This is a genomic window from Rhizobium sp. AP16, assembly GCF_000281735.1.
Classification (GTDB): Bacteria; Pseudomonadota; Alphaproteobacteria; order Rhizobiales; family Rhizobiaceae; genus Rhizobium; species Rhizobium rhizogenes.
Genome location: NZ_AJVM01000044.1, coordinates 36,075 through 50,610 on the forward strand (window position 1 = coordinate 36,075; position 14,536 = coordinate 50,610).

The 14,536-nt window shown below is 58.2% G+C and carries 10 protein-coding genes and 1 pseudogene; 6 read left to right on the plus strand and 5 right to left on the minus strand.

Translation table 11 applies throughout. From position 1 onward, the window contains the following. The first annotated feature begins 79 nt into the window (after positions 1-79). The 3 genes from traA to PMI03_RS15125 all read left to right on the plus strand — a co-directional run bounded on the left by traA (position 80) and on the right by PMI03_RS15125 (position 7,476). A complete protein-coding gene (gene traA / locus PMI03_RS15115) occupies positions 80-4,681 on the plus strand; it encodes a Ti-type conjugative transfer relaxase TraA (RefSeq protein ID WP_007694711.1) in 4,602 nt (1,533 codons plus the stop codon). A 277-nt stretch (positions 4,682-4,958) separates the two neighbouring features. Then, positions 4,959-5,942, plus strand: a complete 984-nt coding sequence (galE, locus tag PMI03_RS15120) for a UDP-glucose 4-epimerase GalE (protein WP_007694712.1) — start codon at positions 4,959-4,961, stop codon at positions 5,940-5,942. Next, on the plus strand, positions 5,920-7,476 hold the full coding sequence (locus PMI03_RS15125) for an alkaline phosphatase family protein (RefSeq protein WP_007694713.1): 1,557 nt from the start codon (positions 5,920-5,922) through the stop codon (positions 7,474-7,476). The genes galE and PMI03_RS15125 overlap by 23 nt, the downstream gene beginning before the upstream one ends. 21 nt (positions 7,477-7,497) lie before the next feature. Here PMI03_RS15125 and PMI03_RS15130 read toward each other — a convergent pair whose 3' ends face one another. Continuing rightward, on the minus strand, positions 7,498-8,004 hold the full coding sequence (locus PMI03_RS15130; RefSeq protein WP_007694714.1) for a DUF1993 family protein: 507 nt from the start codon (positions 8,002-8,004) through the stop codon (positions 7,498-7,500). 389 nt (positions 8,005-8,393) lie between these two features. On the opposite strand from PMI03_RS15130, the gene PMI03_RS15135 reads away from it, so the two are divergent. From PMI03_RS15135 to PMI03_RS15145, 3 genes are all read left to right on the plus strand, one after another. Further along, the gene (locus tag PMI03_RS15135) at positions 8,394-9,323 is read left to right on the plus strand and encodes a sugar ABC transporter substrate-binding protein (protein ID WP_007694715.1); all 930 of its coding nucleotides are present in this window, start codon (positions 8,394-8,396) and stop codon (positions 9,321-9,323) included. 75 nt (positions 9,324-9,398) lie between these two features. Continuing rightward, positions 9,399-10,940: a sugar ABC transporter ATP-binding protein gene (locus PMI03_RS15140; protein WP_007694716.1), complete on the plus strand. Its 1,542-nt coding sequence runs from the start codon at positions 9,399-9,401 to the stop codon at positions 10,938-10,940. A 33-nt stretch (positions 10,941-10,973) separates the two neighbouring features. Beyond that, complete coding sequence (locus tag PMI03_RS15145) at positions 10,974-11,999, plus strand: ABC transporter permease (protein ID WP_007694717.1); 1,026 nt, start codon at positions 10,974-10,976, stop codon at positions 11,997-11,999. Between the two features lie 640 nt (positions 12,000-12,639). On the opposite strand, the gene PMI03_RS15150 is transcribed toward PMI03_RS15145, so the two are convergent. From PMI03_RS15150 to PMI03_RS31710, 4 genes and pseudogenes are all read right to left on the minus strand, one after another. After that, entirely contained in the window at positions 12,640-13,095 is a 456-nt protein-coding gene (locus PMI03_RS15150; protein WP_007694718.1) for a hypothetical protein, read from the minus strand. Beyond that, positions 13,040-13,291 carry a type II toxin-antitoxin system Phd/YefM family antitoxin gene (locus tag PMI03_RS15155; RefSeq protein WP_007694720.1) on the minus strand — a complete coding sequence of 84 codons (252 nt, stop codon included), beginning with the start codon at positions 13,289-13,291 and terminating at the stop codon, positions 13,040-13,042. Before PMI03_RS15155 ends, PMI03_RS15150 begins: the two co-directional genes overlap by 56 nt. A gap of 117 nt (positions 13,292-13,408) precedes the next feature. Next, positions 13,409-13,813, minus strand: coding sequence for a hypothetical protein (locus PMI03_RS31015; protein WP_007694721.1), 405 nt, complete (start codon positions 13,811-13,813; stop codon positions 13,409-13,411). A 259-nt stretch (positions 13,814-14,072) separates the two neighbouring features. After that, positions 14,073-14,303: pseudogene (locus tag PMI03_RS31710) on the minus strand (type II toxin-antitoxin system VapC family toxin); the annotation flags it as partial. Positions 14,304-14,536: the final 233 nt, after the last annotated feature.

A 14,536-nucleotide genomic window follows, 5' to 3' on the forward strand; every position in this document is an offset into this window, starting at 1 on the left:
CGGCCAATTCATAGGTCTTGTCGCCAAATACCTCGATATCTGCCGCGGTATCGATGTGCTTTAAATAAGGGAGTCAAATTTGGCTATTATGTTTTTGAGAGTGAAATCGATTAGCCGCGGAGCGGGACACAACGTCGTCTCGGCTGCTGCCTATCGTCATCGCGCCAAGATGATGGATGAACAGGTGGGTACTAAGTTCCGCTACACCGCAGGGGCGGACGAACTCGTCCATGAGGAACTCGCTCTGCCTGACGACACGCCGGCATGGTTGCGAATTGCGATCGACGGACGATCGGTTGCCGGCGCCAGCGAAGCGCTTTGGAATGCGGTCGATTATTTCGAGACCCGGCGTAATGCACAGTTGGCCCGCGAGATCATCCTTGCGCTTCCAAACGAGCTCAGCAGGAAGGAGAATATCGCCCTGGTGCGCGACTTCGTTCGCGAGAATTTGGTGTCGCGCGGGATGGTGGCCGACTGGGTTTATCACGACAAGAAGGGTAATCCGCACGTCCACGTCATGACCACGCTACGTCCACTGACAGCGGACGGATTCGGGCCGAAGGGAGTCGCTGTCGTCGACGACAGCGGTGAGCCATTGCGCCTCAAAACCCCCGACATGCCGAAAGGAAAAAACATTTACCGTCCGTGGGCGGGCAACAAGGCAACGATGGAGGAGTGGAAGCTTGCCTGGGCTGAAACGGTAACGCACCATCTGGCACTTGCCGGTCACGATATCCGCATAGACGGCCGCTCCTACGAGGAGCAGGGGTTGCGGGGAATGGGGCAGCGCCATCTCGATCCTGTCCGTACGGCGCGTCTACGCAAAGGTGCCGATGTCTATTTCGCCCCGGCAGCATTGGCGCAGCGTTACGAGAGGGCGGATCGTCTCGCCGCCGACCCCGGCCTACTGCTTAGGCAACTCAGCAACGAGCGCTCGACTTTCGATGAAACCGAGATCGCCCGCGCCCTGCACCGCTATGTTGATGATCCAATCGTCTTTGCCAATATCCGCGCGAAACTGATGGCGTCGGATGATTTGGTGATGCTGCGGCCGCAGCAGATGAGTGCGGAAACTGGTGGGGTCGAGCAGCCGGCAGTCTTCACTACGCGCGCGACGATCAGGACCGAATTCCATATGGCGCGGTCGGCATTCAACCTCTCGAACATCGGTGGCTTCGCGGTATCGTCATCCCAAGTTGATGCCGCGATGGTTGAATTTGAAGCAACACTCGGCAAGGTCATCCGCCTGGACGCCGAACAGGTGGATGCGGTCCGGTATATCACAGCTGACAGCGGCATTGTCGCAGTCGTCGGTATTGCGGGTGCTGGCAAATCGACATTGCTGAGTGTGGCACGCATCGCTTGGGAAGGAGAAGGCAGACGCGTCCTCGGAGCAGCGCTCGCCGGTAAGGCGGCGGCGGCATTGAATGATAGCTCCGGGATCCGCTCGCGTACGATTGCCGCTTGGGAGCTTGCCTGGGAAAACGAACATGACCTGCTGCAGAAGGGCGACGTGTTGGTTCTAGACGAAGCTGGCATGGTGTCGTCGGAACAGATGGCGCGTCTTCTCAAACGCGTCGAGGATGCCGGCGCGAAAGCGGTTCTTGTCGGCGACGCGATGCAACTCCAGCCGATCCGGGCGGGAGCTTCCTTCCGTGCCATCGTCGAGCGCATCGGCTTTGTCGAATTGGTCGGCGTTCGCCGCCAGAGACACGAATGGGCTCGAGATGCATCTCGTCTGTTTGCCCGTGGAAAGGTCGAGGAAGCCTTGAGTGTCTATAGCGCCCATGGCCATCTCCTCGAAAGTGACACGCGGAACGATGCGGTTCAACGGATCGTCTCCGACTGGGCCAACGCTCGCAATGATGCCATTGCCAAGGCAGAGGTTGAAGGTCGTAAGTTGCGTGGCGACGAGTTGATGGTTCTCGCCCACACCAATAGCGATGTGAGACGCCTCAACGACGCGATCCGCGCAGTTATGTTGCACCAGGATGTGCTCGGGGAGGGTCGGTCGTTTCGCACCGAGCGCGGCAGACGTGATTTCTCCGTGGGCGACCGGATCATCTTTCTGGAAAATGCGCGGTTCGTCGAACCCAGGGCCTCTCATCTAACTGTTCAGCATGTCAAGAACGGCATGTTTGGAACGGTGATATCGACAGCGGATCGGGGTGGAAAACCATTCCTTTTCGTTCGGTTGGATAATGGTCGGGACGTCATGTTTGCGGAAGACACTTATCGCAATGTTGACCATGGCTACGCCGCAACGATTCACAAGACCCAAGGATCGACCTTCGACCGCGCTTTCGTGCTGGCAAGCGGGATGATGGACCGACACCTGACCTATGTTGCCATGACGCGTCATCGCGAGCGTGTCGATCTTTATGCGGCAATGGAAGATTTTCAGCCAAAGTTGGAATGGGGCAAGACGGCACGTGTCGAACATGCCGCCGGCATCACCGGCGAGCTTGTTGAAACCGGGCTTGCGACGTTTCGCAAGCAGGACGATGCCGGTCCTTCTCCTTATGTTGACGTCAAAACGGGCGATGGAACCACGCATCGCCTTTGGGGCGTCAGTCTGCCCAAGGCGCTTGAGGATGCCGGCGTGAGGATCGGCGATACCGCGACCCTGCGCAAGGATGGAACCGAAAAAGTTATCGTTAAAGTGCCTGTCATTGATGAGGAAACGGGCGCGAAGCACTTTGAGGATCGTGTTGTCGAACGCAATATCTGGACAGCGTATTCAATTGAAAAGGCCGAGGATCGGATGGAGCAGCTTGCCACCGAACATCACCGGCCGGCGCTCTTTGCGCAACTAGTCGAACGGCTGTCGCGCTCCGGCGAAAAGACGGCGACGCTCGATTTCGAAAATGAGGCGTCTTATCGATCCGTGGCTTTCGACTTCGCTCGGCGGCGCGGCATCGACACCATCGCGGATTATAGTCACGCCGTCGAGGCGCAGACTGAGCGTCTATCCAGTTGGCTTGCCGAACAACGTGATCACGTGGTGCGGCTCTGGCAGCGGGCAAGCGTTGCTTTCGGTATCGCGATCGAAACTCCGGGTCGAAATACCGCTATTCACGCAACACAGCACAAAAACGCATTGCCCGCTTCAATCGCGGATGCTTCCGATCTACTGCCCGCAGTGAAATCCTTTACCCGATCGATTGCGGAAGATGCGCGTCTTGCCCAACTGGCATCTCCTCAATGGAAGGAACGAGAAGCGATCCTGCGTCCGCTGCTTGAGCGAATCTATCGTGAGCCAGATAGAGCGCTTTCCCGTCTGAACGAACAATCATGGAACCTCCCACTGGATCCAGGCATCATGGCGGACCGGTTGTCACGCTCTCCGCAAAGCCTAGGTGCGTTGCAGGGCAGCAACACGCTGATCGACGGCCGCGGTGATCGAGCGAAGAGGGCCGCCGCCTTGGCCGCGGTGCCCGAATTGGCGGCTCTTGCACGGGCGCACGCAACCGAGTTTCGCAAGCAGGCGGATCGGTTCGACGGTCGCGAACGAAGGCGTCGGTTGCGTATGGAGATTGCGGTGCCAGGCCTTTCCGACAATGCGAAAAGGCGACTTGCTGAGGTCGAGGCGGTCCGGCAGAAGAATAGGCAGGAAGCAAACCGCACAGTATTGCGCATTGCCGCGGAGGATCGTTTCGTTGTTCAGGAGATCAAGGCGGTGAGTGAAGCCTTGAGCCGCCGGTTCGGATGGAATGCCTTTACGGAAAAGACTGATCAGCTCGCAGAGCGCGATATCGCGATGGGCATGCCGGAAGCGATTGACAAGGAAAAGCGGACCGAGTTGATCGCGATATTTGCTGCTGTCAAACGCTTCGCCGCCGAGCATCAGCTCGCTGAGCAACGGGATCCTTCCAAGATCGTTGCCGCGGCCACCTCCGACGACCTCAACAGCATACCTGCGATGTTGCCGGCGGTTACAAAATTCAAGGCAAGCCTCGATGAAGAGGCGCGGGTGCGCGTGAGCGAGACTGCGCATTACAAAAAGGCAAGAGCAGCACTCGCTGCCACCGCGTCCGTGATCTGGCGCGACCCCGCAGCCGCCGTGGCGACAATCGAAGATCTGGTGCGCAAGCAGGTCGACCCTGAGCGTATTGCGCGTGCCGTTGCCACAGAACCAACTGCCTATGGCCCTCTACGCGGTAGTGGCAGGACGATGGATAGGCTGCTCGCCGGTGGTCGCGAGCGCAGGCAAGCGCTGCAGGCGGTTGACGCAGTTAGTGCTGATATTCACTCTCTCAGTCGATATTACTTGAGCGCTTTTGAGAACGAAAAATCGGCGGTCGTGATCGAGCGGGGGCGGATGGCAGTCCCTATTCCAGCGTTGACAAGAATTGCCCAGACTGAGCTGCGTCACATCACGTCCGAGACGGAGAAGAACCCGCGTGAGTTGGCACGACTGGTCCGGTCGTTGTCACCGGACGTCCGGCAGGAATTTTCTCTTGTCAGCAAGGCACTTGATGCTCGCTTCGGACCGGGTGCAATTTCACGCAACGAGGCTGGCGTTGCCAACATGGTCTCAAAGTCTCAGCAATCGGCCTTCAAAGCCATCCTTGGGCAATTGCGCACAGTTCAGCGTGCCGTCGCCATAGATAGGGCAGAAGAGATTATCGCCGAGCGCCAACGTCGAACGATCAGCCGTGCCCGCGGAGTTGATCGCTGAGAATGTGCGGAGATGTTATAGGGAAACGACAGGCTCATATCCGGGTCCTTTGTCGAGGAGCCGCCTTCGGGTAGTGCAACGGAAGCGAAGATGCGGGTTGTCCGGCTGGTGATGAGTGGTGGCGAGATAGCGACAGGCCTGAATGCCGGTTTTGGATCGGCCTGTTTCTCCCTAAATTTTTCTAGCCTTGCAACTCGTCCAGAGGTCTCTAATTCTAGGCGTCGGATCAAGCACGATCTTGCATGCTTGGGCAGTACATCGTTGAGAAGGGATGACTATGGCAGGGGAAACGGTTCTTGTGGTCGGAGGCGCCGGCTATATCGGCTCGCACACATGTCTGGATCTGGCGAACAAAGGGTTCCAGCCCGTCGTCTACGACAATTTCTCCAACGGTCATCGCGAATTCGTCAAATGGGGTCCGGCCGAAGAAGGCGATATCCGCGACCGGGCGCGCCTCGATGAAGTCCTGGCGAAATACAAGCCGGCCGCCATCCTGCATTTCGCGGCGCTGATCGAGGTGGGCGAATCCGTCAAGGATCCCGTCTCCTTCTATGAAAACAATGTCATTGGCACGCTGACGCTGCTGGCGGCGGCGCAGGCGGCCGGTATCGGCGCCTTCGTCTTCTCCTCTACCTGCGCCACCTATGGCCTGCCGCAGAGCGTGCCGCTCGACGAGAGCCACCGGCAGGTGCCGATCAATCCCTATGGCCGCACCAAATATATCGTCGAGCAGGCGCTCGCCGACTACGATCAGTACAAGGGCCTGCGTTCCGTGGTGCTGCGCTATTTCAACGCTGCCGGCGCCGATTTCGAAGGGCGCATCGGTGAATGGCATACGCCGGAAACCCACGCCATTCCGCTGGCGATCGACGCGGCGCTCGGCCGCCGCCAGGGCTTCAAGGTCTTCGGCAGCGATTACGACACGCGCGACGGCACCTGCGTGCGCGACTATATCCACGTCCTCGATCTTGCGGACGCGCATGTGCGGGCGGTGGAATATCTGCTCAGGGGCGGCGGGTCCGTTGCGCTGAACCTCGGCACAGGCACAGGCACGACGGTTAAGGAACTGCTGGGAGCCATCGAAACTGTGTCGGAACGGCCGTTCCCGGTCGAATATGTCGGCCGGCGCGAGGGTGATTCGACTACGCTGGTCGCCAACAACGACAAGGCTCGCGATATTCTCGGCTGGTCACCGCAATACGATCTGTCGCGGATCATAGAATCCGCCTGGAACTGGCATGCCAAATCCAACCAGCATTGAGTGGCGTCCCTCGGGTAAGCGCCCCAATGTGTTGCTGATATCGGCCGATCAGTGGCGGGGTGATTGCCTCTCCGCTGTCGGCCATGCCAGCGTGAAGACGCCGAATGTCGATGCGTTAGCGCAAGATGGAGTGTTGTTTACCCGGCATTTCGCCGGGACGGCGCCCTGTTCGCCGGCGCGAGCGACGCTTTATACCGGCCTTTATCAGATGAACCATCGCGTTTGCCGCAATGGATCGCCGCTGGATGCCCGGTTCGACAATCTGGCGCTTGCCGCCCGGCGCGGCGGTTACGATCCGACGCTGTTTGGCTATACCGATACGGCTCCCGATCCGCGCGGCATGGATCCGAACGATCCGCATCTGACCACCTATGAAGGTGTGCTCCCCGGCTTCAGTGCCCGCCAACTCCTGCCCGAGCATGAGAAGCAGTGGCTTTCCTGGCTGCGCTCGCGCGGCCATCCGGAAGCGACGAGCCGCGATATCCATATTCCCGTCGGGGCAAAGCCTGGCGAAATTTCCGATGCCGCGCCGGCCTATTCCAAGGATGAGACACAGACGGCCTTTCTCGCCGGCGAATTCATCCGCTGGCTCGGCGAACAGGACGCGCCGTGGTTCGCGCATGTTTCGTTCCTGAGGCCGCATCCGCCGTTTTCAGTGCCGGAACCCTATAATCGCATGTTTACGCCAAGCGACGGACCGGCCTTTGCGCGTGCTGCAAATCGTGAGGCGGAACAGGCGGTTCATCCCCTTCTCGCCTTCGCCTTGCCGCTGATCGGCAAGGACAGCTTCATTTATGGCGGTGAAGGATCTGCGAGCGACTGGACATCAGAGGATCTATCGGCCATCCGCGCCATCTATTACGGCATGATCGCCGAGGTGGACACGCAGCTCGGGCGGATCTGGCAGGCGCTCAAGAATGTCGGAGCCTGGGACGATACGCTGATCATCTTCACCTCCGACCATGCCGAAATGATGGGTGATCACTGGATGCTCGGCAAGGGCGGCTTTTTCGACGGCAGCTATCATGTGCCGCTGGTCATCCGTGATCCCGGCCATCCGGCGGGTGCGGGCCGGCAGGTCGAACGCTTCACCAGTGCCGCCGATATCTTTCCGACTCTCTGCGACCGGCTTGGCCTCGTGCCCGACAATCATCTCGATGGCGGGACACTCGTGCCTTTTCTGGAGGGCGGCGAGCCGGAGGGTTGGCGCGACGCGGCGTTCTGGGAGTTCGATTTCCGCGATATCGCCAAGGGCGAGGCGGAGCGGCATTTCGGGTTGAAGTCAAATGCCTGCAATCTCGCCGTCATCAGGGACGTGCGTTTCAAATACGTGCATTTTGCCGGTCTGCCGCCGCTGCTCTACGATCTGGCGAAGGATCCGATGGAGCTGACCAATGTTGCCGCTGACGCCGATTATGCGGCGGTGCGGCTGGATTATGCCGAAAAGCTGTTGTCCTTGCGGGCGCAGCATCTCGACCAGACGCTTGCCTATACCGAGCTGACAGAAAAAGGGCCGGTTTCACGCCGGCCCTAATCAACGTTCAGCAGCAGTCCATCAAGAGAACGCGCCAAGATAGGTCATCTTGCCGACCGGCAGGCCGCGACTGCGCAGGATGGCGTGTGCGGTCGTGATGTGGAAGAAGAAATTGGGCAGGGCGAAGCTTGCGAGCAGGTTCTCACCGGTGAAGACCATCGTCTTGCCGCCGGGCGAAATCGTCACTTCACGGCTTTCACTGCCCGCCATCGTCTCCGGCGTGATCGTCGCCAGGAAATCCTGTGTCTTTTTCAGGCGTTCGCGCAGTTCGGCAACGGTCGTCTCATTGTCCTCGAAACGCGGCGCCTCGACGCCGGTCAACCGGACAATGGCAAGCTTGGCGCTGTCAGAGGCGCGCTGGAACTGGCCGGAGAGCGGCAGCATGTCATCGATGAGCCGTGCGCCGACAAGCTCTTTTGGGTCGATGCCTTTCTCCGCGGCATAGGTCTCGATAGCATCGAGATAGGTCGCAAGGATCGTAAGACCGCGTTGAAAGACGGGAACTGAGAAGCTGTACATCGAGGGCATGCTGGTTCTCCATTGTCGGCCGGTGGGGGTATTCGGCCCGATAGTATCGGCGTTTTACGCCACTTCGATGTCGATGGAATGTCCGTTCCATCGGATCGAGTGGCTGAGATGTGGGTTCGAACGCCGGCTTTTACAGCCTTTCCCCATCAAAAATTCCGCTATTGCCCTGAGAACTTCGTCTCCGCCGGGACGGTTACAAAATAGTGTTGACGTTTTCCTTGGGAAATGGAATAAATATTCCGCATAGTGAATTTTACGGTTTGTTTGTTCCGTTTTTAGGCCGCCGTTATGGGAGTGATGGCAGCTTGGATTGTTGGCCCTACGGTCGAAGCCGAGGGTTCCGGTATTAATGAGGGGTGTGGCCGGACACCGCAATTGGGAGGAAAATCATGAGAAAACTTATCATTGGCTCCGCTATGGCGCTTATGCTCTCGACGGCGGCGCATGCCGAAACCATCGGTGTGTCGATGGCGCTGTTCGACGACAACTTCCTGACCGTTCTGCGCAACGGCATGCAGGATTATGCCAAGACGGTTGATGGCGTGAAGCTGCAGGTCGAAGACGCGCAGAACGACATCGCCAAGCAGCAGAGCCAGATCCAGAACTTCATCGCCAGTAAGGTCGATGCCATCATCGTCAACCCGGTCGATACGGATGCGACGGCTGCCATCTCGAAGCTGGCGGCAGAAGCGAAGATCCCGCTGATCTTCGTCAACCGCGAGCCGGCGAACGTCGACAGCCTGCCGGAAGGGCAAGCCTTTGTCGCCTCGAACGAGGTGGAATCCGGTACGCTGGAAGCCAAGGAAGTTTGCCGTCTTCTCGGCGGCAAGGGCAAGGCCGTCGTCATGATGGGCGAACTGTCCAACCAGGCGGCCCGCATGCGTACCAAGGACGTGCATGACGTTCTCGCCACCGACGAATGCAAGGGCATCACCATCGTCCAGGAGCAGACCGCCAACTGGCAGCGTACCCAGGGCGCCGACCTTGTGACCAACTGGCTCTCCAGCGGTCTCGAATTCGATGCCGTCATTGCCAACAACGACGAAATGGCAATTGGTGCTATCCAGGCGCTGAAGGCTTCTGGCAAGTCGCTGGACAAGATTGTCGTCGCCGGTGTCGACGCGACGCAAGATGCCTTGGCTTCGATGCAGGCTGGCGATCTGAAGGTCACGGTGTTCCAGGACGCCGCCGGCCAGGGCAAGGGTGCGGTGGATGCCGCGCTGAAGCTTGCCAAGGGCGAAAAGGTTGAGAAGAAGGTCTACATTCCCTTCCAGCTCGTGACGCCGGCAAACGTCAAGGACTTCGTCAAGAAGAACTGATCGCGTTCATATCGACGGATGCGGGTGCGTGAGCCCGCATCCTCACAAATTCCGCCACATTCCGGGAGAGAAAAGATGGTTGTCAGCCCATCCACCATGGCTGCGGTACGCGCCAGCGGCGCTGTTCCCAACGCCCCCTATCTGCTGAGTGCCGAAGGCATCCGCAAGGAGTTTCCGGGCGTGGTGGCTCTCGATGACGTTTCCTTTCGTCTGAAGCGCGGCACGGTGCATGCGCTGATGGGCGAAAACGGCGCCGGCAAGTCGACGCTGATGAAGATCCTGGCCGGCATCTATGTGCCTGATCAGGGCGAAGTGCTTCTGAAAGGCGTCGCGATCCGCCTGAAATCGCCGCTCGATGCGTTGGAAAACGGCATTGCGATGATCCATCAGGAACTCAACCTGATGCCATATATGACCGTTGCGGAGAATATCTGGATCCGTCGCGAGCCGAAGAACCGCTTTGGTTTCGTCGATCATGCCGAGATGCGCCGGAAGACGGAAGATCTCTTCCGTCGTCTGAACATCAGCATCGATCCGGAAATCCAGGTGGGCGAGCTCTCGGTCGCCAGCCGTCAGATGGTTGAGATCGCCAAGGCGGTCTCCTATGATTCCGACGTCCTGATCATGGACGAGCCGACCTCGGCGCTGACCGAGCGCGAGGTGGCGCATCTCTTCGAGATCATCCGCGGCCTGCGTGAGCAGGGTATCGGCATCGTTTACATCACCCACAAGATGAACGAGCTGTTCGAGATCGCCGATGAATTCTCGGTGTTTCGTGACGGTAAATATATTGGCACGCACGCCTCGATCGATGTTACGCGCGACGACATCATTCGCATGATGGTCGGCCGCGAGATCACCCAGATGTTCCCAAAGGAAGAGGTGCCGATCGGCGAGACGCTTCTCTCCGTCAAGGATCTCAGCCTGGATGGCGTCTTTTCCAATGTTTCCTTCGAGGTCAAGGCCGGCGAAATTCTCGGTGTCGCCGGGCTAGTCGGCTCCGGCCGCTCGAATGTCGCCGAGACGCTGTTCGGCGTGACGCCGGCTTCCTCCGGCACGATCGAGCTGTTCGGCAAGACGGTCAACGTCTCTTCGCCGGCGGTGGCGATCAGCCATCGCATGGCCTTCCTGACGGAAGACCGGAAGGATACCGGCTGTCTGTTGATCCTCAGCGTGCTTGAAAACATGCAGATCGCCGTGCTGCAGGACAAATTCGTTCGTGGCGGCTTCGTGCAGGAAGGTGCGGTCGCGGACGTTTGCGAGGAGATGGCGCGCAAGCTGCGCGTCAAAACGCCGACCCTCGACGAACGCATCGAAAATCTCTCCGGTGGCAATCAGCAGAAGGTGTTGATCGGCCGCTGGATGCTCACCAATCCGCGCATCCTGATCCTGGACGAACCGACCCGCGGCATCGATGTCGGCGCCAAGGCGGAGATCCATCGCCTGGTCACGGAAATGGCACGCAACGGCGTCGCCGTCATCATGATCTCTTCGGAGATGCCGGAAGTGCTCGGTATGAGCGACCGTATCATGGTGATGCATGAGGGGCGGGTGACCGGCTTCCTCGATCGTGCGGATGCAACTCAAGTGAAGGTGATGGAGCTGGCGGCACAATGATCCGCGCCGGCCATCGCAAGGGAGGATTGAACCATGGTTAGCAAAGTCGCAGAGACGGTCGCACCGCAGCTGACGCGCTCGAGACGCCGTCGCGTGCCGCCAGAACTCGGTATCTTTCTGGTGCTGATCGGCATTGCACTTGTCTGCGAGGTTCTCGGCTGGATTTTCGTCGGCCAGAGCTTCCTGCTCAACATCCAGCGCCTGAAGATCATGATCCTGCAGGTCTCGGTCATCGGGATTATCTCGGTCGGGGTGACGCAGGTTATCATCACCGGGGGCATCGATCTCTCATCCGGCTCCGTCGTCGGTTTGACGGCGATGATCGCCGCAAGCTTTGCCCAGTCCTCCACCTGGGCGCGGGCGCTCTATCCGGCGCTCACCGATCTGCCGTTCTTCGTTCCGATCGGCATCGGCCTGCTGATCGGTCTTGCCGCCGGTTATGTCAACGGCCTGCTGATCACGAGAACGAAAATACCGCCCTTCATCGCGACGCTCGGCATGATGGTGTCGGCGCGCGGCCTGTCGAAGCTCTATACCAAGGGACAGCCGATCTCGGGCCTCACCGACCAGTTCAACTTCATCGGCACCGGCATCTGGCCCGTCATCGTCTTCCTGGTGGTTGCCTTCGCGTTCCATATCGTGCTGCGCTACACGCGCTACGGCAAATTCACCTATGCGATCGGCGCCAACATTCAGGCCGCGCGCGTCTCCGGCATCAATGTCGAGGCGCATCTGGTCAAGGTCTATGCGATCGCCGGTCTGCTGGCGGGTCTTGCGGGCATCATCACGGCGGCTCGCGTCCAGACGGCGCAGGCCGGCATGGGCGTCACATATGAATTGGATGCGATCGCAGCGGCCGTCATTGGCGGCACCTCGCTCACCGGCGGCGTCGGACGCATCGCCGGCACGGTGATCGGCACGGTCATCCTCGGCGTGATGATCTCGGGCTTCACCTTCCTGAACGTCGACGCATACTATCAGGAAATCGCCAAGGGCGTCATCATCATCGCTGCCGTGGCCATCGACGTCTATCGTCAGAAGAAGCGAGCGAAACGTTAGAACAGCCGAGTGTTAAATTTCGCCGTGTTTTGACCGCATCGGGGTGCGTTTGGTATGGATTTAAACAGTCCGTCTTCAAACGCTATTGGCTATGCTGCCCTCAAAGCTGATCCGTATGGCGGCGCGGAGGTCGCGTTGAAATACGGCCAAATGTCGCGAATCCCAGATCAACGATCCTGATCGTTTGCGAGTGAAAATTTCGTCGCAATGTCCAGTTGTGTAGCATTATAACCTGCGGCGAAACCTCATTTTAAGGGATATTCTAAAGGTTCCTACGACAGGCCCCATTGGAAAGCAGTTACGTAATGGAAATATGATGTTAGCGCTGATGGGATTATCGGGGGCCGCGGTTCGAATCCTGTCAGGAGCGCCAACTGCGGCTTTCGTAGAAAATTTCTTCGATTCAACGAAATGACGGGGTCGAAAATTCAAGTCCGCTCTAGTCGACGAAAATTGAGCCTGAAGACTCCAGGCAGAGGCCAGACATTCTCAGAGCCTCCGTGCCTGGTTATCCAGCCCATTGCGCGGAACAAATCGGCGGCCATCTTCAGTTTCCACCCATAGAGACGAGTGATGTACAGCCAATCAGTAGGGAGTTCAGCCATCACGAGTGGGCCGATTGTCTCCCTTCCTGGCCCGACTATCGCCTTGGTACGCTGCGCACGGCGCCAACGCGGATCGCTGCTGCGGCTTCGGCGGCGATCCGCGACATGAACTTGCGCGTGAACTGGCCAAGCGGTTTGGCATCCTCGAGTGCCCAAGACGTCGCGAGATCATCCGTGTTGAATTCGTCGACAATGACCCAAGCCGGCGTATAGAGTTTGGCGCGGCGGGCTTCGGTTTCTGGAATTTCCACATAGTGTGCGCCAGGTCGTGGCGGCTGGCTCGTGATCGGGAAAAGTAGGGGTTTCTGGCGACCATCCTTACCCACAACAATCAGCATTACGCAGGTCGGGCGCGCCTTACGACCACTTTCCTCCCCTTGATCATGCTCCCGTGCCCACAAATAGGAATAGAGAATGATGTGCCCATGTTTGGGTTCAATCATCTTGGCCATCGTCACGTACGATAGCGTCAAGGCCAGCCAGGAACTCATCGCGCTCTTCGCCCGTCAAATCCTCGACACGATGCGCCCGCTGGGTGTTCCGCCCTGCTAGACGGTCGAACTGTTCGGCCGTCAACAGGACGAACTTGCGTTTGCCCCGCTTGGTGATGTCGACAGGGCCGCCGAAGGCGGCCTCCACGACTTCCCCGGATTTGTTGCCAAGATCTGTGAGGGTGAAACTCGCCATGACAATCTCCTTTCCCCTAAAATAGGTGAATTAGCTGTTTCAGGCAAGTTCTTTGCTCAATTTCTGACATTTGGTAGTTTGTTGATTTCCACAGAGAACCGTCTAGACGGGTTTCTCTTATTTCACGACCTTGATATTGATCCGGGTAATCTTGGAACCCAGACGTACGGTTAAGTGATCGTCACCCGTAAAACCAGGATCTGGGCGATAATAGACAAAGGCAATCGCTCCCCGCCTGCCACTACAGGCTCGACGCGGCCCTTCCTTAATCAATCCAACAAGCACATCTTTCCACTCGAAGCTCACCTGCCCATGTTTCGGATAATCAACCGTATCGGGATAGATGCCCGTGACGTCCCTACATCCAGGTGTGATGGCACTTATCGTTCCCAATTCGGTTCTGCGGCCGGACTTTACCGTGCTTGTCTCAGGCTCCTGGTTTGTCACTCCAACGCACGCTGACAACATAAAAGCGAGACCCGATAATAAGCCGATATGCAAAGAGCTCCGTGCGGTCATCATCTTTCGTGCATCCTTCTGGATTGGTTTTTTGGCTTTGCGGAGCTTTCCATCTGGTTCAGCGCTCCTGCATGTGAAAAAGCATCCAAGGATGACCCCGCTGGGATGAAGCTTAGGTAATTGAAATATATTCCGTTTTGCCGAGAACGTGGCGAATATACCGGCGTGGCCCATGACCCCGTTGATGGTCCGATTTTCCTATCAATTTCAAATTGTTGCAGGGGATCTCAATAGGGTCATTGTTCAGAGCCGGTTCACAGACCGGTATATGCAGTGACGCTCCTGCCTTTTCGGCCGCTGCCCGCAGGCGCTTGTCTCTGGTCCACAAGGACGCTTTGTGGTCAAGGAGGATTGACGCCAGCAAGTGGGCATCCGTGTAACCAATGCCCATACTGAAAATGCCGTGTCGGTCGATCATTATCATGACTGCGTCATGCGTGGCGACGATTGCGCCGCGTTGGGCCGCCAAGAAAGCTATGACAAGGTGGTTGTCGTCCATATCCGCCTATGTTGCAAAATGCACACGGCTCTCCAAAAACGGGCATGCGACGTCGTAGCGTGAGCACTACTTATCGATGTATTAAGTAGAGCATGCTATGGAACGGATCAAGCCGATGATCGGCCGCACCGTCTGCGGTGCTTTTTCATGATTTTGATGATCTGTCGATGAGCAAGGTCCCCTTGCGCAATCCAATAATTTTGACTTCAGGAAGGTTTGCATGACGT